Genomic DNA, 20,139 nt, shown 5'->3' on the forward strand with positions numbered 1-20,139 from the left:
CCAAAAAACCAAAAAACATGCTTTGCGGCCAGCGTTTGAAAAAATTATGGACGCCATGTAGGCCGCTTTTTTGGTATATTTTAATTTAGCCCGATACCCGTTTATCCGAATGAGAAACCAAACTGGTGTAATTTAGTAAGCCTTGGTAAAACGAGTGCAGCTGCATCCGTTGCATTTGGTGTGTTATTTCAGTATATCGAAGGAGTTTACGATGTCCGACCCAATTCAAGCGCCTGACAGTGACCGTCAAGCCCCCCCTGTGTCCGAGCCCGCGCAGGCCACCCATAGCGATACCCCGGCTGGCAAGCCTCCCGGCAAGTCATTGTTCAGCAACGGCGGATTTGTCATTGGCCTGATTATTTTCGGCCTATTCACGGCGCTCATTACCTGGTCAGTCAGTTTTTCTGCCATGTTTTTTGGCGCTATCGGCTCCATGCTGTCAGTGGCAACCTGCTTTCTGGACCACGAACACCTGCGCTTTTCCCGTGCCGATCGCAATTGCAAGCTGGACGATGAAAACTGGGCCTATCTGGTCATCCGCGCAGTATTCGGCATGATTTTTGGTACGGCAGCCTACGTCTTCACCTTTCAAAGCGTGCTGGCCGATACCCACTGGGCTGCGGTCGCGACCATCGCAGCATTCTCTGGTTTTGTGTTCGATTACCTGCTGTTCAAACTCGGCAAATCGCGGAAATAATCCGCCTGGCCTGTTAATACCCTGAGCGGTTAACAAACGACTCAGGCACACAATCCCAGCTATATACATGAAGGTTCACGGTCTGGTTTCCACCGTGAACCTTTTTCATTGGCGGTCCTGCCCTTGCACGGCATGTGGCCACTGAACCATCTTTCATGACATCCCATGTCGATGCACCAACGCACCGATATCATGCATTTGCGTCCTTCTTTGGTTTTTCACGCACCAATATAGACAATTTACAAACCAGGTTCAGGCAGCACCCTGAACAAACCGCCGCCCCTGCACCTTTTTATTCTCCACCATGCTCCGTGAATGTGCCTGCCCGCCGTGATCCACACCGGGACGCGCAATCTGCCATGCCCGTTGCCGCCAACCGGCTTGTGTGCACTGCTATACCACGGCCTGCGCATATTGGCACAACTATTGCTTAAGCCCTATCGCTTACTCACAAATGCAATTTGCCTTTATTCATTCCGGAGCTGATAAATGAAACGTCGCAATGTTCTTAAAACCATGGTGTGCAGTCTTGCTTTAGCATTTGGCTCTGGCGCGCTCAACAGCAGTTGGGCCCAGGGTCAGATTGATCCATCCAAACCACCCATCAAAGTTGGCATCCTGCATTCGTTGTCCGGCACGATGGCCATTTCTGAAACAGTACTGAAAAACGTCGCGCTGATGGAAATCGACGCGATCAATAAAGAAGGCGGTATTCTTGGCCGCAAGGTAGAGGCTGTAGTTGTTGACCCCGCTTCTAACTGGCCGCTGTTCGCAGAAAAAGCGCGTGAACTGCTCAGTCAGGAAAAAGTAGCTGCGGTCTTCGGTTGCTGGACATCGGTCTCGCGCAAGTCGGTGCTGCCGGTTTTTGAAGAGCTGAACGGCCTGTTGTTCTACCCGGTACAGTATGAAGGCGAAGAGATGTCGCGCAATATCTTCTATACCGGCGCGGCGCCCAACCAGCAGGCCATTCCCGCTGTTGAGTATTTGATGAGTGAAGAAGGCGGTGGCTACACGCGTTTCTTCCTGCTTGGCACAGACTATGTATACCCACGCACCACCAACAAAATTCTGCGTGGCTTCCTGCATAGCAAAGGCGTCGCGGACAGTGACATACAAGAGGTGTACACACCTTTCGGGCACAGCGATTATCAGACCATCGTAAATGATATCAAGCGTTTCTCTGCCGGCGGCAAAGCGGCAGTGATCTCCACCATCAACGGCGACTCCAATGTGCCATTCTATAAAGAGCTCGGCAACGCCGGCATCAAGGCAATTGATACGCCTGTCGTCGCCTTCTCCGTTGGCGAAGAGGAACTGCGTGGCATTGACACCAAGCCTCTGGTCGGTCATCTGGCAGCCTGGAATTACTTTATGTCTCTGGACAATCCGGTGAATGCCGCCTTCAAAAAGCAATGGGCTGATTACGCGGCAGCAAACAAGCTGCCGGGTGCAGACAAGCCGCTGACCAACGATCCGATGGAAGCCACTGTCGTGGGATTGAAAATGTGGAAAGCCGCTGTTGAAAAAGCCGGCAAAACAGACGTTGACGCGGTACGCGCCGCCATGATTGGGCAGAAAGTGGCCGCCCCGGACGGCTTTGAGATGGAAATGGGCAGCAATCATCATTTATACAAACCGGTCATGGTGGGTGAAATCCGCCCTGATGGCCAGTTTGACATTGTCTGGCATACCGAAAAGCCAGTGCGTGCACAGCCGTGGAGTCCGTTTATTGCCGGCAACGAAAAAAAGCCGGATGAAGTGAAATAAATGCGTGGAACGACCGTGCCCAACGGGCCGGTCATGCAATCTGCAGCAAAAAAATGGAAAGATACGCATGAGAATTACCCCTTCCCTCGTTAAGGACTGGATTGCGCAACTGGCCCTGATAGCCGGCGTTCTGCTTCTGTCTGTCGCTCCGGCCCATGCGGGCCCGTTAACACCTGCAGATTTGAGTCCGCTTATTTCCGGCGCCTATGGGGAGCGCAAAGAAGCCATTGAAAAACTGGTGAATGCCGATCCTGCCATTGCGCAGCCGCTGCTGCAAAGCCTGTCGCAAGGCACCTTATTGGGCCTTCCCGATGGTCGGGTCGTGATCAAGTCCGATCAGGGGTACACCGACCCCTTAACGGGCGATGCCGTGGCGGCCCCCACGGGTCCCACTCGTCAACCCGTACTGAACAATGCGCTGCGTCGCGTGATCCAGAATGCACTGGCTTCAATGAGTCTGTTTGCCGAGGATAAAGCTACCCGCCGCATGGCCATTGATAACATGTTGAGTCGCCCGGACAGCCTGTCGGCGCAGCAACTGGAACAGGCCATCAAGACAGAAACCGATACAGCACTGAAACAAAAACTCGATACCCTGCATGCCTTTGCAGTGGCTGCCGATAGCAAGGCGACGCCCGAACAGCGACTGCCGGCCGTGCAATTGCTGGCATCGGTGAATCTGTCTTATGCACGCACCGTATTAAACAACATTATTTCCGAAGACAATGATCCCGCAAATGCGCTCTCCGTCGCTGCCACTGAGTCGCTATCGCAAATTGATGCACGGGCACGCAATTCGGCGCTTGCCAACAATGCCTTCACAGGCCTGAGCCTGGGTAGTGTCCTGGTGCTGGCGGCACTGGGACTGGCGGTGATCTACGGCCTGATCGGTGTTATCAATATGGCGCATGGCGAATTTCTCATGCTTGGTGCCTACGCCACCTATTTAACGCAACGCGCCTTTCAGACGTGGATGCCCCAGTGGTTTGACTACTACCTGCTTGCCGCCCTGCCCGTTGCGTTTCTGACGGCCGCAGCGGTGGGCATCGTGATCGAATGGCTGATTATTCGTCATCTGTATGGGCGGCCGCTGGAAAGCCTGCTGGCCACCTTCGGCGTGAGCCTGCTGATGATGCAGACTGTACGACTGATCTTTGGCGCACAAAATGTAGACGTGACCAACCCCGGCTGGATGAGTGGTTCCTTTGCGCCGCTTGCAGCGTGGCTGCCGGCTTTCGTGGTGCCTTACAACCGACTCATTATTCTCGCGTTCTCAATTGCAGTTGTGATTTGCCTGTATCTGGTCCTGAATCGCACACGACTGGGATTGTTTATCCGGGCATGTACCCAGAATCGCACGATGGCTGCTTGCGTAGGCATCCGGACCCGCAAAGTTGATGCCAGTGCCTTCGCGCTGGGAACAGGTATCGCCGGCCTGGGCGGTGTTGCATTATCACAGATCGGCAATGTGGGACCAGATCTGGGCCAGGCCTATGTAATCGACTCATTTATGGCTGTCGTGCTCGGTGGTGTCGGCCAGCTTATCGGCACCGTACTGGGCGCTTTCGGCCTGGGCGTGCTAAGCAAGCTCGGGGAGCCTTTGCTTGGGCCGGTGCTGGTGAAGATTGTCATCCTGCTGCTGATTGTCGCCTTTATTCAAAAACGTCCCCAGGGCCTGTTTGCCCAGAAAGGCCGCAGCGCGGTGGAGGCTTAACGATCATGACACAATCATTCCAATTAACGATTCCTGAACGGGCGCCGCTATTTTCGCGCGTCGGCTGGCTGACATTATGCGCAGTCGTGATCGGTGTATTCCTGTTCACTCTGCTAGGCACCCAATGGGCTGCCCCCGACAGTGCCCTGCATATCAGCGACTATACCCTCACACTGGTTGGCAAGATGCTTTGCTATGCCATCGTAGCGATGTCCCTGAATCTCGTTTGGGGTTACTGCGGTATCCTCAGTCTGGGGCATGGCCTGTATTTTGCGCTGGGAGGCTACGCCATGGGCATGTATCTGGTGCAGGCGCCCGTACCCGGCCAGGAAACAGCAGGGATGCCCGCCTTTACCTTTCTGCTTAACTGGACCGAACTGCCCTGGTACTGGACTGGTACCCAGAATCTGTTCTGGGTCATTGCGCTGGCGGCGCTGGTGCCCGGCATTGTGGCCTTCATCTTTGGTTATTTCGCCTTCCGGTCTCGCATCAAGGGCGTGTATCTGTCCATCATGACGCAGGCGGTAACCTACGCAGCCATGCTCCTGTTCTTTCGCAACGAAACCGGATTCGGTGGCAACAACGGCTTTACCGATTTCAAGTCTATTGCCGGCTATTCCATCACCTCCACAGACACACGTACCGTGCTTTTTCTCATCAGTTTTGTCATGCTCATCCTGGTATTTGTGCTGGTCCAATGGATCATGAAATCCCGCTTCGGTAAAGTGATCACAGCGATCCGCGATAGTGAAAGCCGCGTCATGTTCATCGGATTCAATCCCTTGCAATACAAACTGGCGATCTGGACACTATCGGCCGCCCTATGCGGGATTGCAGGCGCCTTATATGCGCCGCTGGTGGGTATTATCAATCCGGGTGAAATGTCGCCAGTCAATTCAATTGAAATGGTGATCTGGGTAGCCGTCGGCGGTCGCGGGTCACTGGTCGGCAGCATCCTGGGCGTATTCACGGTCAATGGCGCAAAAACGTTTTTTACCGCCTTCCTGCCGGAATACTGGCTATACATTCTGGGTGGGCTGTTTGTTGTGGTAACCCTGTTTATGCCCAAAGGACTGATCGGCCTGTTTGCACGCCGCCCACGGTCGCCAAAAGCAGAGTCGACCCCTGCGACTGCCTCGGATGCCATATGACTGATATTCATGCTGATACCGCCGGCGCGGGCGGTCCAATCACCCATCTGGCACATTTTGCCGAGCCCGGAAAAATCGATACCACTCACGGCGTTGTGCTCTATGTCGAAAACCTGACAGTGAGATTTGATGCTTTTCGCGCCATCAATGACTTGTCCCTGTACATCAGGGAAGGTGAATTGCGTTGCATTATCGGCCCCAATGGCGCCGGGAAAACCACCTTGATGGATGTCATTACCGGCAAGACCGGTCATCGTAACGCCACGATAGAAGGTGAAGTCTATTTGGGCCAGACGCTGAATTTGCTGACCATGCAGGAACCGCAGATTGCACAATTGGGCATAGGCAGAAAATTCCAGAAGCCGTCGGTGTTCGAGAGCCAGCCCGTATGGGAAAACCTGTATCTGGCCGATGCCGGTGACCGGCGCTGGCACGCGGCATTAAATGCACGCATCACTGCAGATGTACGTGAGCGTATTGAAAATACGCTAAGCACGATGAAGCTGGAAAGTGTTGCCTATCGTGCTGCGGGCGAGCTATCACACGGCCAGAAACAGCGCCTGGAGATTGGCATGCTGCTGATGCAAAAACCGGCATTACTGTTGCTGGATGAACCGGTAGCCGGTATGACAGATCGGGAAACTGCTGAGCTTGCGGAAATCCTGCAGGGCATTCGCGGCACCTGCTCCATTGTCGTGGTGGAACATGATATGGGCTTTGTTTCAAGCCTGGCTGGCGATCAGGGTACTGTGACCGTCCTGGCTGCCGGCACCGTACTGGCTCAGGGCACCATGCAGCAGGTACAGCAGGATCCGCAAGTTATTGAATCCTATCTCGGCCGCTAATCAAGGAACACGCATCATGCAGCTCAGCGTACAAAACGTCAATCAATACTATGGCGGCAGCCATATTCTCCGTGATATTTCATTTGAAATAAAGGCCAATGCCCTGACCGCCCTGCTCGGTCGCAACGGCGCCGGCAAAACCACTTTGTTGCGTAGTCTGCTTGGCGTTGTACCTATTCGTGACGGACAGATTCGCTATGCCGGCAAGGATATCAGTCAAATGGGAACAGCCAGCCGGATTGCACAAGGCATCGGCTATGTGCCCCAGGGTCGTGAGATTTTTCCACGCCTAAGTGTTAAAGAAAACCTGCTGGTCGGCGCCGCTACACTCAAACAGCCCAAAGGCATTCCGGCATATATCTATCAACTTTTCCCTGTGCTTAAGGAAATGGAACACCGTAACGGCGGCGATCTTTCGGGTGGGCAGCAACAACAGCTGGCCATTGGCCGCGCACTCATGGGGCAGCCAAAGTTGCTGATTCTGGATGAACCCACTGAAGGGATCCAGCCCAATATCATCCAGCATATCGGACGCACCCTCAAATCGCTGGTGACCGATCATGGCATCACTGTGCTGCTGGTTGAACAATATCTTGATTTCGTCAAAAGCATCGCCGACGACTACCTGGTCATGAACCGAGGCGTCATTATTGCCAGCGGCAAAGGCGCCAATATCGATGCTGATGGCATCGAACGCCACATCAGCGTGTAGCCTGCGTTATGTCAGTTGTTATGGAAACGGAACAGTGGACGGCAGATCTGGCGCTGGCATTTTCGCGCCAGTCCACCGGGCGCAGTGCCCTGACCCGCAATATTCACAGCGGCCCATTGCTGGTGCAGAAACCGCTGTACCCGGAAGGGCCGGCAGTGTGCCATGCGACGCTATTGCATCCGCCATCAGGTATTGCCGGTGGCGACGAGCTGAACATTGCCGTCACCGTCCATGAAGCGGCCCATGCGGTACTCACAACGCCCGGCGCGACGCGCTGGTACAAAGCCAACGGCAAACCGGCAAACCAGACGGTAACACTAAGCGTGGAAGCGACGGCCAGACTGGATTGGCTGCCACTGGAAAATCTGATCTTTGAACAGGCTCAGGCCAGCAACGACACCCATATCCACCTCTCCGCCGGGGCGCAGGCTATCGGCTGGGACAGCTACCAGCTGGGCAGCGTCGCGGCGCAGGGACACTGGCTGGCGGGCAGAATAAGCATTCACTCCAGCCTGCACTACGATGGCAAACTGGTCTGGACAGAAGCGGGCCAGGTTGACGCACAGCATCCCATTCGGCATCGAGGCCCCGGTCTTGCCGGTTTTCCGATCATGGCCACTGTCTGGAGCGTGGGTCCCGCTATTGGTACCGATCACATGGAGCGACTCACCGGCAGTCTGCCGTGGACCGACAGCCTGCGCGCGGGCGCCAGCCAGATGTCACTCGACGCAAGCACCAGCCTGATTGTGGTGCGCCTGCTGGGTACGCATGCTGAAGCAGTCAGACATTTAATGATTGCGTGCTGGCAGCAGTTGCGCCCCCTGCATCTGGGCGTTGCTGCACGCCCTCTAAGGCTCTGGTCCACCTGACCGGATCAGCCGACACGACTATTTCACAATGCAATTGCGGAGAACAACATGGATCTGACCCCAAGAGAAAAAGACAAGCTGCTGGTCTTTACCGCAGCGCTGCTGGCAGAGCGCCGTCGCAGCCGGGGCCTCAAACTCAATTACCCCGAATCGGTCGCCCTCATCAGCGCCACACTGCTGGAAGGCGCCCGCGACGGTAAGACCGTTGCACAACTTATGTATGAAGGCACGCAAGTGCTGACACGCGACGAAGTGATGGAAGGTGTGCCGGAAATGATTCCGGACATCCAGATTGAAGCCACTTTCGAGGACGGCACCAAACTGGTCACTGTCCATCATCCCATTGTCTGAATACGAACCGCAGCACTCTGTCACGAGCCTGCCCCTGAACCTGATTTTTGATACGAAGGAAAACGCCATGTTTCATCTCCCTACCCTCCCTCAGCACAAAAAGTGGGCAGCGCTTGCGTTGCTGAGTCTGGCGCAGCCGGTGCTGGCTCATCCAGGCCATCCTGAACACACCGATACTCTGTCCATGCTGGCAGACGGGCTGCTGCATCCGCTCACCGGTCCCGATCATCTGCTGGCCATGCTCGCCGTGGGCGTCTGGAGTGCCCTGGTGTACCCGTCTATCAAGCGCGCCACTGCCCTCCCTCTGGCGTTTTCAACCATCCTTCTGCTCGGTGCACTGCTGGGCATGGCGGGCCTATCCATTCCGCTGGTTGAACCGCTGATTATGGCTTCGCTACTGGTGCTGGGCCTGATGCTCGCCGGCATGGCCAAACTGCCGCTTCCCCTGGGTGCCGCACTGGTCGCAGTCTTTGCTTTCTTTCACGGTGCCGCACATGGAATGGAACTGCCCGAGGGCGGAGCGGCCTTTCTGTTTGTTCTGGGCTTTATGGTGTCCACCCTGCTGATTCACTGCATCGGTATGGTTGCCGGCGCGATACTGACTCAGCGTCATGCCTGGCCGGCCAGGCTGGCCGGTGCGGGTATTGCTTCATACGGAGCGATATTGATGCTGGCCGGTCACTAAGCGTGGAGATACATCATGATTCCTGGTGAAATTATCGCCGCTGATGGCGACATAGAAATCAACACGGGACGCGCCACCCTTGTTCTGGAAGTAACCAACACCGGCGATCGCCCGGTTCAGGTTGGATCACATTACCATTTTGCCGAAACCAATGCGGCGCTGCTGTTTGACCGCCAGCGGGCCCGGGGGTATCGCTTAAATATTGTTGCCGGAACTGCCGTGCGCTTCGAGCCGGGTCAGGTCCGTACCGTGCAACTGGTTGCCCTGGCGGGTGACCGGCGCGTCTTCGGCTTTACGGGTAGCGTCATGGGAGCGCTGGAATGACAAGCATATCAAGACAGGCCTATGCCGAAATTTTTGGTCCTACGGTTGCCAACGACGTGGCCGATCGCGTCCGGCTTGCAGATACAGGGCTGATTGTGGAAGTGGAACAGGACTTCACCATCTTCGGTGAAGAAGTCAAATTTGGTGGTGGTAAAGTCATTCGCGACGGCATGGGACAAAGCCAGCGCTGTACGGCAGACTGCGCCGATACCGTCATCACCAACGCACTGATCATTGATGCTGTCACCGGTATTGTCAAAGCGGATATCGGCATCAAAAACGGCCATATCACGGGTATCGGCAAAGCCGGCAACCCTGACATCCAGCCCGGCGTTACCATCGTTATCGGCCCCGGTACCGAAATTATTGCTGCCGAAGGCTTTATCGTTACCGCTGGCGGCATCGATACCCACATTCACTTTATCTGCCCGCAACAGATCGAAGAGGCAATCTCGTCGGGTATCACAACCATGATTGGCGGCGGCACCGGCCCCGCTACCGGCACGTTCGCGACCACCTGCACCCCGGGACCGTGGCATATCCATGCCATGCTTGGCGCCACCGATGCCTTTGCGATGAATATCGGGCTGCTTGGCAAAGGCAATGCCAGCGCTGCAGAACCGCTACTGGAACAGATACAGGCCGGTGCGCTTGGCCTGAAACTGCATGAAGACTGGGGCACCACCCCACAAGCCATTGATACGTGTCTGAGTGTGGCCGACCAAACCGATACGCAAGTAGCCATTCACAGCGATACCCTGAACGAATCGGGGTTTGTCGAAGCAACTCTGGCTGCCTTCAAGGGACGCACCATCCATACCTTCCATACCGAAGGCGCGGGCGGCGGTCATGCGCCCGATATTATTCGCGCCGCTGGCATACCCAATGTGCTGCCCGCCTCTACCAACCCCACCATGCCGTTCACCCATAATACGATTGACGAGCATCTGGACATGCTGATGGTTTGCCATCATCTGGATGCATCCATCGCCGAAGATCTGGCCTTTGCCGAAAGCCGCATTCGTCGGGAAACCATCGCGGCAGAAGACATTCTGCACGACCTTGGCGCCTTTTCGATCATGAGTTCCGACTCACAGGCCATGGGACGGGTGGGCGAAGTGATTCTGCGTACCTGGCAGACCGCCGACAAAATGAAGCAACAGCGCGGCAGCCTGGAGCAAGACTCCAGCCGTTCCGACAATAACCGCGTCAAACGCTTCATCGCCAAATACACCATCAATCCGGCGATTGCACATGGCATCGCCCATAAGGTCGGCTCCCTACAAAGCGGCAAACTGGCCGATCTTGTTTTGTGGCGACCCGCATTCTTTGGCGTCAAGCCCAGCCTGATTGTGAAAGGCGGCATGATTGCTCACGCCGTCATGGGCGATCCGAATGCGTCCATCCCTACGCCACAACCGGTGCACTATCGGAAAATGTTCGGCTCCTTCGGACGCGCGCTGAATACATCGCTGGCCTTTGTGTCCCAGGCCGGGCTGGACAACCCGGCCGTGCATGCCCTGGGCCTGCAAAAAACGCTCTGTGCCGTCAGCGGCTGCCGCAATATTGGCAAGCGCGATATGGTGCGCAATGACTGGCTACCCGATATCCGGGTTGATCCGCAAACCTATCAGGTGTTTGCCGATGGCCAGCTCCTGCGTTGCGAACCGGCAAAAACCTTGCCCATGTCGCAGCGCTACTTTCTATTCTGATATTTCACTCATGATCCTGGAGCCTCTTTGAGATGACGCGTACTGTACAGAAAATCCTGCGCCACAGCGGCCTTTCGGGCACGCTGCTCGCCCGTGCACCCGTAGCGCACATGACATTTGAACAGCGACGCCGCAGTCGCCAGCTAGTGACACTGGAAAATGGCGAGCCAATCCGCCTGATCATCACCCGAGGTGAAGTCCTGCAACCGGGTGACGCGCTCGTTGCTGACGATGGCGGCATTATTGCGGTGCAGGCTCAACCGGAGCAACTACTGCGGGTACAGGCCGATACTCCAATAGATCTGGCACGCGCCGCCTATCATCTGGGCAATCGCCATGTCATGCTTGAAGTTGGCGCAGACTATCTGCAATTGGCATACGATCCGGTTCTGGCGCAAATGCTCGATCGCCTGGGTGTTCACACATCCATAGTTGAACAGCCTTTCAATCCGGAAACCGGCGCGTATGGCGGTGGCCATAAACACGGCCATGATGAAACGTTTGAAGAGGACTATTCACTGGCACAGGCCGCATATCATGCTCATGATCTCGACGCTGCGAGTGACCATGATCATCGTCATCATAACCCTCATGATCATCCCCATGATCATCCTGATGCTCATGGCCATGCTCATCAGCTTGCAACCGGTGACCGGCCAGACCATACGCACTCGCCTCACTCGAAACAAGGCCATCACAAACATGTTCACGGTCACATCGACAGTACGCAGAAATCGCAACACAACGATCACAACTGTGAAGAAGGCAGCGCATTGCATCCGTCCCTGAACCCGACGCCTGCACATCCGGGCCGATAACCCATCCATCATGACACCTGCCCAATACGCACAATTGATGCGTCTGTCTTCCCCTGCTCTGCCTGTCGGTGGCTTCAGCTATTCTCAGGGGCTGGAGTCCGCCGTCGAGCTGGGCATCGTAAAAAATGAGGCTGATGCCGGTCAGTGGATCGAAGAGACGCTGCACACGGTGATGACTGGCTGCGACGCTGTTATCTGGATAGTGCTGTCCCGTGCGTGGCGCCTGCAGGATTTCAATGTCATCCGCCAGTGGAACCAGTGGTATTACGCCAGTCGCGAAACGGCCGAAGCCCGCGCCGAAACCACTCAGATGGGTATTTCGCTGATCAACCTAATCGGTGCCCTGCAATGGGCCTCCGGAAACGAATATACCCTGCTCACGAAACTGGACGCCCCCTGCTTTCCGACTGTCCACGCCTGTGCCGTCGCCGCCCTGAAGCTGCCTGAAGAAGCCGGCGTCACTGCTCTGTTATTTGCCTGGGTGGAAAATCAGGTGATGGCAGCAATCAGAACCATTCCACTGGGCCAGACGGCAGGACAACGCCTGCTCTCGGCGCTGATTCCTCAACTGGATCTCGCGGTACGCGCCGCCCAAAACATGGCGAGCCAAACGCCACCCGCCATCCGTACCCTTGCCCCACAGTATGCCGTGGTGGCAGCTCGCCACGAAAGCCAGTTCTCCAGGCTGTTCCGATCATGAGACGCCCGCGCGATGTCTGTTCTTTGTCGACGGTCAAAAACCATGGTTACATGACAGCCAACCCTTCAAACAATCAATCCTGGATCAGGATAAAAGGATATACCCGATGAACACTCCCAACAGAACCAAAACACTGCCGGCACTGCGCGTTGGCATCGGTGGACCCGTGGGGTCGGGCAAAACCACGCTGCTCGAAGTGTTGTGCAAGAAGATGGGCGCAAGTTATGATCTTGTCGCGATTACCAACGACATCTATACCAAGGAAGATCAACGCCTGCTGACCGTATCGGGTGCCCTGCCCCCGGAACGCATTATGGGTGTCGAAACCGGCGGCTGTCCGCATACAGCGATCCGTGAAGATGCCTCTATTAATCTGCGTGCGATTGATCAGATGCTGCAGCGTTTTCCGCAGGCCGACATCGTGTTTATCGAATCCGGTGGAGACAATCTGGCAGCCACCTTCAGCCCGGAACTCTCGGATTTAACGATTTATGTGATTGATGTTGCGGGCGGAGAAAAAATCCCCCGCAAGGGCGGCCCCGGCATCACCAAATCTGATCTGCTGATTATCAACAAAACCGACCTGGCGCCGTATGTGGGTGCCTCGCTTGACATCATGCGTCAGGACACCGAACGCATGCGCCAGAATCGGCCATTTGTGATGTGCAATATGAAAACCGGCGATGGAATCGATGCCATCATTCAATTTATTGAAAAAGCCGGCATGCTGGTCTGAATGTCTGCCGGCAAAAACCTGGCGACATAGCCGGCGTGCTGCCTGCATGCCGGCCATTTTCCTGTGCAGCAACGGCTGTCTATTGCGCAGACGGAACCGGGCGTGATGCGCAAAAAGGCAAGACCTGTCCGGCAGGCACCAGATACACGCGCCGCCTGTCCTCCTCGAAATAAGGGGTCAGTTTTTTCAGTTCGGGATAATTATCCATCTGTTTGGCATCAGCCAGCAGCCAGCGCCGATAATCTACAGGCACACATACGGAACGTAAGAAATCAGCGGGCAACAGCAGGTGGCTGGCGCTACCGGGCGCGCCAAAATTGTTGGCATCCCAGAGTTCTTTCTGCCAGTTGTCCTTGGTAGACAGTGCAGGATCATTCCAGTCGCTGACCACGTACAAATCAGGATTGTGACCTGTATAAAATCGAAAATCGAATGGGTAATTATCAAGACTGTAATAGCGATCGTGCGCACCCACCATCGTTTGCGGCGCGCGGTCCATGGCCGTTACGAGGCGACTGCTGCCGGGAAGATGCGCCACAGACAAATAGACCAGTCCCGCAATGCCCAGGGCAACACACGCCAACACTCGCCCCAGAAAATAACGCTGTTGCGCCCTGCCCGCCACATCAGGCTCGGCCAGATTGGTATTTTGCGCTGCTGCGGTAGTTCTATCGCCCGTAAAGATGCCGCGATAAAATTCGGCAAAAAGGAAAGCCAGAGGCGGTAGCACAGGCAGTATATATCCGACCAGCTTGGATTGCGGAATAGAAAAAAAAGCCAGAATCAGCAGGAGCCATACCCACATCAGGCGGCGAACGCCGGCGTCACGCTCCGGCCTCCAGTAATGGCGTGTAAAGATGGCAGACAGCCCTGACCGATACCAGGGAAGCATGCTCGCCAGCAGTACTGCCACATAAAACCAGACGGGCATGACATTGTTGAAGCCGCCTTGGGAAAAACGTTCAAACTGCTGATAGACCAGATAATAATGGAGGAACCCCGGATACCGGCTTTGCATCAAGAACAGCCATGGCAACACCACCAGCAGAAACAGCAGGATGCCCGAAAGGCGCAATAGCACAGGAATCGCCGAAAATCTGCGCTCTGCAAGAAGCCAGATCAGCAATACGCCACCTGGCAGAACAAATCCGATCAGCCCCTTGGCCAGAAAACCCAAACCGGCGAACAGATACATCGCCAGTACCCATTTGGTAGGTGATTCGCCTTGCTGCAGCAGCAGGACAGCGGTGGCACCACACAGAATCGTGCTGGTAATCATGGCCGCCACCAGTAAATCCAGATTGGCATAATGGGCTGCACCGAACATCAGCGGTGTCGCAGCTAAAATAACGGCTGCCACCAGCGCACGCGATGGCAGCACAAACCGCCGCACAAAAACAAAAAGACCGCCAACCATCAACAGCCCCGCCAGGGCGGGTGCCAGCCTGACCGCAAATTCGTTTTCACCAAAGACCGCCATGCTCGCGGCGGTCAGCCAGTAGAACAGGGGCGGCTTGTGAAAATAAGGCATGCCGTTAAGCAGCGGCGTTCCCCACTCGTGGGCATGCAGCATTTCCAGCGCAACGCCAACATAACGTCCTTCGTCGGGGTTAAGCAGCGGCCAAAACCAGTTCCCCAGCACGAACCAGGCCGTCGTGCTCAGCAGCAGCAACGGAAGAACGAAAGGGCTGAGCGCCAGACGCGATAGCCAGTCTGGTGCCCCAATACGAGACAAGGGATCAGGTGTGGCAGCTGTAGTAGAAAACATGAATGCGAACGTAAAGATGAATTGTCACCATGTTACCGATGGAGATATCAAATATTCATCAAATAACGGCACGCGTTTTTTCAACATTCAATAATATTGACTGCCAGCCCGCCTCGCGATGTTTCCTTGTATTTCGACTGCATATCCGCCCCGGTCTGCATCATGGTCCGGATGACTTTATCCAGCGACACATAATGCGTCCCGTCACCCCGCAATGCCATGCGGGCGGCATTGATGGCTTTCACTGCTCCCATCGCATTGCGCTCGATGCAGGGAATCTGCACCATGCCACCCACCGGATCGCACGTCATGCCCAGATTATGCTCCATACCAATTTCAGCGGCATTTTCGGCCTGCGGCACAGTGCCGCCCAATACCGCAGCCAATGCGCCTGCGGCCATGGAACACGCAACGCCCACCTCCCCCTGGCAACCAACCTCGGCCCCGGAAATGGAGGCATTTTCCTTATAAAGAATACCAATGGCGGCTGCGGTGAGCAGAAAATCGATCACCCCCTGCTCATTGGCGCCAGGCACGAAATTCACGTAATAATGCAGAACAGCGGGTATCACCCCTGCTGCTCCATTGGTTGGCGCCGTTACCACCTTGCCGCTGGCTGCATTCTCTTCATTCACGGCCAGGGCATATAAACTCACCCAGTCGAGCATGGCCAGCGGGTCTTTCAGCGCTTCATAAGGCCGGCTGCATAACTGTTCGTGCAACTGTCTGGCGCGCCGCCGTACATTGAGAAACCCCGGCAGATTGCCGGTGGCCGAACAGCCCCGCGTGACACAGGCCTGCATCACTGACCACAAATCCAGGATCTTCTGCCGAACTTCTGCCTCTGGCCGATAATGCTTTTCGTTCTCCATCATCAACTGAGCAATGGTTAACTGATGTCTCTGACATAAATCGAGCAATTGCTGGCCGCAGTTGAAGGGATAGGGAATCGCGATGTCCGGCGTCAGATTCACCCGAACCCGATCGCAATTCATCACGAAGCCGCCGCCAATGGAATAGTATTCTTTCTTCAGGAGCAATTGGCCGGTGGCATCAAAAGCCTTGAAACGCATCCCGTTCGAATGCTGGGGCAATGTTTCGCGCCGATTGAACTTGATATCGGTGCTTACATCAAAGGCAATATCGTGGCGACGAAGCAGCCCGACCGTGCCGCTGGCGCGCACCTGCCCGATCAGGCCCGGCACAATGTCCGGGTCCAGGGGCTCGGGCTGGTAACCATGTAGCCCGATGACCACGGCCATATCACTTTTATGCCCCTTGCCGGTCGCGCCCAAAGACCCGAACATCTCAATATGAAGCCGCCGCGCCTTTTCCAGCAGCCCGCCTTCGTCCAGACGGTTCACAAAACGCAATGCGGCAATCATGGGGCCGACGGTATGGGAACTGGAAGGCCCGATACCCACCTTGAAAATATCAAATACACTCAAGGCCATTTTTTACCTCAACAATATTGGTGAACCAATTAATGGGTCCGATACAACTCATCCACCTTTCTTTCGGATTCACGACTTTTCAATTCTTCCTCGCTGGGCAGCGCCACGTCGTTCAGCAATGGCTTGCCCCAGCTTCCGGTGACATGATAGTTTACCGTGAGTGCACGCTGCAGTGGTGCCTGCAATAGCCATTGCGTGAGGAAAGCACCCACGCCAACTGCCGGATTCACGATGGTTCCTGCCAGTACCGAAGCGCCGCTCACATCCAGCTTAGGCACCACCACCGCCTGAAAATCCAGGCTTTCGGATTTCAGGTCTGTCATTCCCGAGGCCACAATGGCCGATGACGGCCCGTTCAGGCGAAAATCCTCTACAAACAGGCGACCGGCATCCATGCGCATGCGGCTGCGGATCGTGTCAAATGTCAGTCCCGACTGTACCGAGTTGCCCAATGTCGAGCCAAATTTCGGCAACCGTCGAAACGATTGCAAAGATAACAATTCCAGCGCCTTGACCGCGGACGATTGCACACTTTCCAGACGACCCTGCTGCAGGCTGCCGTCAAGCGACCCATTCAGCGTGGCCAGATCCAGATTCTGAATATTTTTCCAGTCAATGGCCGCGTCCATCTGGCCACTGCCATTTTTGATGACGCCGCCCAACTGATAGGTTTCCAGAAACCGGCCCAGATCCGACACAACGATTTTTCCCTTCAGTTGCAGATCCTTTGCCGTACCCTGTTCATGGACAGACCCCTCCGCTGCCAGCGACCCACCCTCATTGACCAGACTGAAGTAATCCACCTTCCAGTCGTCCGAGGCGGGCTGCTGGTAGCCTTTGAGTATCAACTGTCCCATTTGCTTACCATACACGGTCAGATTCTTCACCGCCAGATCCAGACGCGGTAACGACTGCTTCGCACTCTTGCGCGCCTTTGCCGTATCCCGTTCCTTTTGCGATAACGTACGGGTATCGGCAGACGTCTGCGCCGGTTCGATGATGTTCAGCGTGTCCAGCTTAACCGTCAGATTGCCCGGGTTGCTTGACCGCGAACCGGGTAGCCACGTACCGCTACCCTGTGCCTGATCAGACTTCAGTTGCAGGTTCCACTGATTGCCCGATTTGGTGGCCGCCAGTGTTGCGTTCGTCAACGTTTGGTTTTTAATCAGAAAAGACGGGGTTTCTATGTCCACTTGTGAAACATCCGGCAGGATCTGGCGTTCGCTTTCCCCTTTGGCGCTATCGGAAAACTCACTAACAATATCGTCCCATGCCTGTGCATCCAGCGCGGGATTCTGTGCCAGCACCGTCAGCCCGGGACGGCCCAGTGCAACCGTCCGATTCACACCAATGGTGCCGCGGCTGAAATAAGGCCCCTTGCGGCTGTTAACGTCATGTTCAAAAATCGCCTGCGTCCGGTTGCCGTCCATGCGGATGTCCAGATACCGCTTGCCATTATCCCTGGCGCCCTCGTCTGCACGCCAGACAATCGTGGTTGGCCAGCGTGCCGCCGCGGGCTTGGACAGCCCATCGGGAAATTGCGTGGTCAAACCTGCCAGATCGGATTTGAATTCAACCTTTACCCTGCCGCCCGGTGAAAAATGAACCTGGCTGGCATAACTGGTGCTGCCGCCGATACGCCGCATACCGGGCACTGAAATCAATTCGCGCAAACCGGCAGCCGTCAGTGTCCCCTTGATCGATAGCGGCTTACCTACTGTGCCAATGGGTCCATCAAGAACAACCGGCCCACCCAGCATCGTGCCCTTAACGCTATTGGCCTGCAATTGCGTTTCGGTAAAAGCCATGTCGCCTTTGAGTTGCGTGGCCCACGGGAAATCGGGTGTGAGCCGGAACCGGCCGTCATCCAGATGAATCGAACCGGAAATCGTCGAATTGTCCGCATCCAGCACCGGAATATGCAGCTCTATGGGTATGGTCCACTGCCCACTGCCCTGCGCTTCATCCAGTACATTATTGATCAGATTGCCCAGCGGGCTGATTTTGGTGAAGGTCAGAAAATCCTCGGCACGCCCGCTGGCCCTGGCCTGCAAATCTACCGTGGTACCTTTCTCCAGGCTGGATACCACACCGTGAAACGTGTTCAGATCCAGTCGCTGCCCTTCAGGCATGGCATAGAAAGCCTGCATCGAATCAATAATGATCTGGTCATTCTGGAAATGGATGGTACCACGATCGGAATTAACAACCGGCCAGCGTTTACCGCGGATATCTTTCTGATGGTAATTAAGCAACAGATTAGCGTAAGTACCACGCAGCAAAAAACTCCCTGAATCCGCAGACACACCGAAAGGAAAATCGTCCACTATACCCTTGAGTTTGAACTCGGCGGCCGATAACTCCCCCTTCTGGAAAGCATGCTTGAGCCATTCACGCGCATCCGGGTCCATCACGTTAGGCAGGTAATTGTGCAACTGCGGCAGTGACACCGCAAGCAGGGATCCGCTCAGATCCACTATACCGTTGTCGCTATTGGCATCGAAACGCCAGGTGCCGCTGGCTTCCATCTGCAAATCACTGTTGTGAACCGTGGCCTTGGTAAACTTAACTTGCGGTTCCTGTACCGTATTACGACTGAAATCGCCACGAACGCTTGCTTCGTTTATCGACAGCGGGTTTTCGAACACCACCGGATCCTTATAATAGAAGCCTTTAACCGTGGATTCGAACTGCACCGGCGGATAGCTGATGCCATCGCCCACGCCTAGCTCGTGCAGCGACAGACGCCAGCGATTGAACTCATTGATTACACTTTTGAAAGACGAGCTTAACCGGGAGTTCAGACTGTCTGCTGCGATAACAAACTCGTGATTGCGAATGTGATCTTCAATCCGAAGTTTTTCCAGCCCGTAGGCGACCGTCATATTCCTGGGCATATTGCCGGCAACCTGCAGATCAACCACCACATGCGAAACAACACCCGACTTCACTTTTGGCGGTATATCAAACCATGGTGCGGCCGCCAGCGCATCCAGATTGAGTATTGACACACGCATATTGCCTGACCAGGCCGGCACCGGTTTGCCGGTACCGCTGTCCTGTTGCAGGTTGCTTAATAGCTGAATCGAATGGCCGACCTGCGCCGGCAGCCGAGCGCTGGCGCTAAGCACGCGCTTGCCGCCATTTTTGGTCAGTTGCAGGGTAAAATCGGAGAGCGTAAACGGACCCGACTGTGGCCGTGTCTGATCAATCCAGCTAAAACTGCCATTGAGGACGGTCACTTCAGGCAAGGCCTGCAGCAAATCAGACACGGGTGCCAGCGTTACGTTGCCTGCATCCACCGCCTCGGGCGTGGAATGCACCTTATCACTATCCAGGCGCCTGCCAAGAAGCCAAATCCGACTCTCCCTGTCGCGCGTCATATTCAGGTGAATCTGCCGAATCTCTACCGCCGAAACCTCCAGTTGCAGTTGCGCCGCGCGCGCCCAGTCCAGGCTGGCGACCGCCTCACCAATGCTTAACATCGGTGTATCGGCTTGATCGGCAATCTGCAAGGCCCGTAGCCGTAGCCGCGGCACAATGCCGGTCCAGTCAATTGCCAGCTTTTCGATCGAAACATGCTGACCAGTCTCGGCACTCAGGCGTTGCTCAACCTGTTCACGAAAATGGTCAATATTGGGAGCAAGCAGAAAACGGACAGCCAGCGCTGCCGCTATGGCCAGGACGATAAGTGCGATCAGGATAGTGCCGGTGTATTTCAGCAGTCGGTACGGCAAATTCACTCAGTGATTCTCATTGGACAGCAGTCTGTTCATGGGTCGGTCGGGTTCGGGTATTATTATATACAGCAACCCGTATATGCAGCATCCCGTCAT

At 55.4% G+C, this 20,139-nt stretch carries 17 protein-coding genes; 14 read left to right on the top strand and 3 right to left on the bottom strand.

What is annotated here, in order from left to right; translation table 11 throughout:
- Positions 1-211 precede the first annotated feature (211 nt).
- The 14 genes from MIM_RS11585 (at position 212) to ureG (ending at position 13,081) form a co-directional block, all read left to right on the top strand.
- Complete coding sequence (locus tag MIM_RS11585; RefSeq protein ID WP_025372919.1) at positions 212-697, top strand: hypothetical protein; 486 nt, start codon at positions 212-214, stop codon at positions 695-697.
- A gap of 489 nt (positions 698-1,186) precedes the next feature.
- Positions 1,187-2,464, top strand: coding sequence for an urea ABC transporter substrate-binding protein (urtA, locus tag MIM_RS11590; protein ID WP_025372920.1), 1,278 nt, complete (start codon positions 1,187-1,189; stop codon positions 2,462-2,464).
- Positions 2,465-2,531: 67 nt separating this feature from the next.
- Positions 2,532-4,178 carry an urea ABC transporter permease subunit UrtB gene (gene urtB, locus MIM_RS11595; protein WP_025372921.1) on the top strand — a complete coding sequence of 549 codons (1,647 nt, stop codon included), beginning with the start codon at positions 2,532-2,534 and terminating at the stop codon, positions 4,176-4,178.
- A 5-nt stretch (positions 4,179-4,183) separates the two neighbouring features.
- A complete protein-coding gene (gene urtC / locus MIM_RS11600; protein ID WP_025372922.1) occupies positions 4,184-5,329 on the top strand; it encodes an urea ABC transporter permease subunit UrtC in 1,146 nt (381 codons plus the stop codon).
- Positions 5,326-6,174 (top strand): urea ABC transporter ATP-binding protein UrtD, encoded by an 849-nt coding sequence (gene urtD, locus MIM_RS11605; RefSeq protein WP_025372923.1) that lies wholly within the window; start codon positions 5,326-5,328, stop codon positions 6,172-6,174. The genes urtC and urtD overlap by 4 nt, the downstream gene beginning before the upstream one ends.
- 16 nt (positions 6,175-6,190) lie before the next feature.
- Positions 6,191-6,886, top strand: coding sequence for an urea ABC transporter ATP-binding subunit UrtE (urtE, locus tag MIM_RS11610; RefSeq protein WP_025372924.1), 696 nt, complete (start codon positions 6,191-6,193; stop codon positions 6,884-6,886).
- A gap of 8 nt (positions 6,887-6,894) precedes the next feature.
- A complete protein-coding gene (locus MIM_RS11615; RefSeq protein ID WP_052342309.1) occupies positions 6,895-7,755 on the top strand; it encodes an urease accessory protein UreD in 861 nt (286 codons plus the stop codon).
- A 48-nt stretch (positions 7,756-7,803) separates the two neighbouring features.
- Positions 7,804-8,106, top strand: a complete 303-nt coding sequence (locus tag MIM_RS11620) for an urease subunit gamma (RefSeq protein WP_025372926.1) — start codon at positions 7,804-7,806, stop codon at positions 8,104-8,106.
- A 67-nt stretch (positions 8,107-8,173) separates the two neighbouring features.
- On the top strand, positions 8,174-8,791 hold the full coding sequence (locus tag MIM_RS11625) for a HupE/UreJ family protein (protein ID WP_025372927.1): 618 nt from the start codon (positions 8,174-8,176) through the stop codon (positions 8,789-8,791).
- Between the two features lie 15 nt (positions 8,792-8,806).
- Entirely contained in the window at positions 8,807-9,115 is a 309-nt protein-coding gene (locus tag MIM_RS11630) for an urease subunit beta (protein WP_025372928.1), read from the top strand.
- Positions 9,112-10,827, top strand: a complete 1,716-nt coding sequence (ureC, locus tag MIM_RS11635; protein WP_025372929.1) for an urease subunit alpha — start codon at positions 9,112-9,114, stop codon at positions 10,825-10,827. The genes MIM_RS11630 and ureC overlap by 4 nt, the downstream gene beginning before the upstream one ends.
- Before the next feature lie 32 nt (positions 10,828-10,859).
- Positions 10,860-11,645: an urease accessory protein UreE gene (gene ureE, locus MIM_RS11640; RefSeq protein WP_025372930.1), complete on the top strand. Its 786-nt coding sequence runs from the start codon at positions 10,860-10,862 to the stop codon at positions 11,643-11,645.
- A gap of 10 nt (positions 11,646-11,655) precedes the next feature.
- Entirely contained in the window at positions 11,656-12,345 is a 690-nt protein-coding gene (locus MIM_RS11645) for an urease accessory protein UreF (RefSeq protein ID WP_025372931.1), read from the top strand.
- A gap of 106 nt (positions 12,346-12,451) precedes the next feature.
- On the top strand, positions 12,452-13,081 hold the full coding sequence (gene ureG / locus MIM_RS11650) for an urease accessory protein UreG (RefSeq protein ID WP_025372932.1): 630 nt from the start codon (positions 12,452-12,454) through the stop codon (positions 13,079-13,081).
- 79 nt (positions 13,082-13,160) lie between these two features.
- Here ureG and MIM_RS11655 read toward each other — a convergent pair whose 3' ends face one another.
- The 3 genes from MIM_RS11655 to MIM_RS11665 form a co-directional block, all read right to left on the bottom strand.
- Positions 13,161-14,849, bottom strand: coding sequence for an ArnT family glycosyltransferase (locus MIM_RS11655; RefSeq protein ID WP_025372933.1), 1,689 nt, complete (start codon positions 14,847-14,849; stop codon positions 13,161-13,163).
- A gap of 80 nt (positions 14,850-14,929) precedes the next feature.
- Positions 14,930-16,303, bottom strand: a complete 1,374-nt coding sequence (locus MIM_RS11660) for an L-serine ammonia-lyase (RefSeq protein WP_025372934.1) — start codon at positions 16,301-16,303, stop codon at positions 14,930-14,932.
- A 29-nt stretch (positions 16,304-16,332) separates the two neighbouring features.
- Complete coding sequence (locus MIM_RS11665; protein WP_025372935.1) at positions 16,333-20,046, bottom strand: YhdP family phospholipid transporter; 3,714 nt, start codon at positions 20,044-20,046, stop codon at positions 16,333-16,335.
- Between the last annotated feature and the right edge of the window lie 93 nt (positions 20,047-20,139).

The organism is Advenella mimigardefordensis DPN7, assembly GCF_000521505.1.
GTDB lineage: Bacteria > Pseudomonadota > Gammaproteobacteria > Burkholderiales > Burkholderiaceae_B > Advenella > Advenella mimigardefordensis.

Excerpts from the sequence above, each read along its gene's own strand:
- ureG (WP_025372932.1), top strand. The coding sequence starts at position 12,452 with ATGAACACTCCCAACAGAACCAAAACACTGCCGGCACTGCGCGTTGGC.
- MIM_RS11585 (WP_025372919.1), top strand. The coding sequence starts at position 212 with ATGTCCGACCCAATTCAAGCGCCTGACAGTGACCGTCAAGCCCCCCCT.
- urtB (WP_025372921.1), top strand. The coding sequence starts at position 2,532 with ATGAGAATTACCCCTTCCCTCGTTAAGGACTGGATTGCGCAACTGGCC.
- MIM_RS11615 (WP_052342309.1), top strand. The coding sequence starts at position 6,895 with ATGTCAGTTGTTATGGAAACGGAACAGTGGACGGCAGATCTGGCGCTG.
- MIM_RS11660 (WP_025372934.1), bottom strand. The coding sequence starts at position 16,303 with ATGGCCTTGAGTGTATTTGATATTTTCAAGGTGGGTATCGGGCCTTCC.
- urtE (WP_025372924.1), top strand. The coding sequence starts at position 6,191 with ATGCAGCTCAGCGTACAAAACGTCAATCAATACTATGGCGGCAGCCAT.
- MIM_RS11625 (WP_025372927.1), top strand. The coding sequence starts at position 8,174 with ATGTTTCATCTCCCTACCCTCCCTCAGCACAAAAAGTGGGCAGCGCTT.
- urtD (WP_025372923.1), top strand. The coding sequence starts at position 5,326 with ATGACTGATATTCATGCTGATACCGCCGGCGCGGGCGGTCCAATCACC.
- MIM_RS11655 (WP_025372933.1), bottom strand. The coding sequence starts at position 14,849 with ATGTTTTCTACTACAGCTGCCACACCTGATCCCTTGTCTCGTATTGGG.
- ureC (WP_025372929.1), top strand. The coding sequence starts at position 9,112 with ATGACAAGCATATCAAGACAGGCCTATGCCGAAATTTTTGGTCCTACG.
- MIM_RS11620 (WP_025372926.1), top strand. The coding sequence starts at position 7,804 with ATGGATCTGACCCCAAGAGAAAAAGACAAGCTGCTGGTCTTTACCGCA.
- ureE (WP_025372930.1), top strand. The coding sequence starts at position 10,860 with ATGACGCGTACTGTACAGAAAATCCTGCGCCACAGCGGCCTTTCGGGC.
- urtC (WP_025372922.1), top strand. The coding sequence starts at position 4,184 with ATGACACAATCATTCCAATTAACGATTCCTGAACGGGCGCCGCTATTT.
- urtA (WP_025372920.1), top strand. The coding sequence starts at position 1,187 with ATGAAACGTCGCAATGTTCTTAAAACCATGGTGTGCAGTCTTGCTTTA.
- MIM_RS11645 (WP_025372931.1), top strand. The coding sequence starts at position 11,656 with ATGACACCTGCCCAATACGCACAATTGATGCGTCTGTCTTCCCCTGCT.
- MIM_RS11630 (WP_025372928.1), top strand. The coding sequence starts at position 8,807 with ATGATTCCTGGTGAAATTATCGCCGCTGATGGCGACATAGAAATCAAC.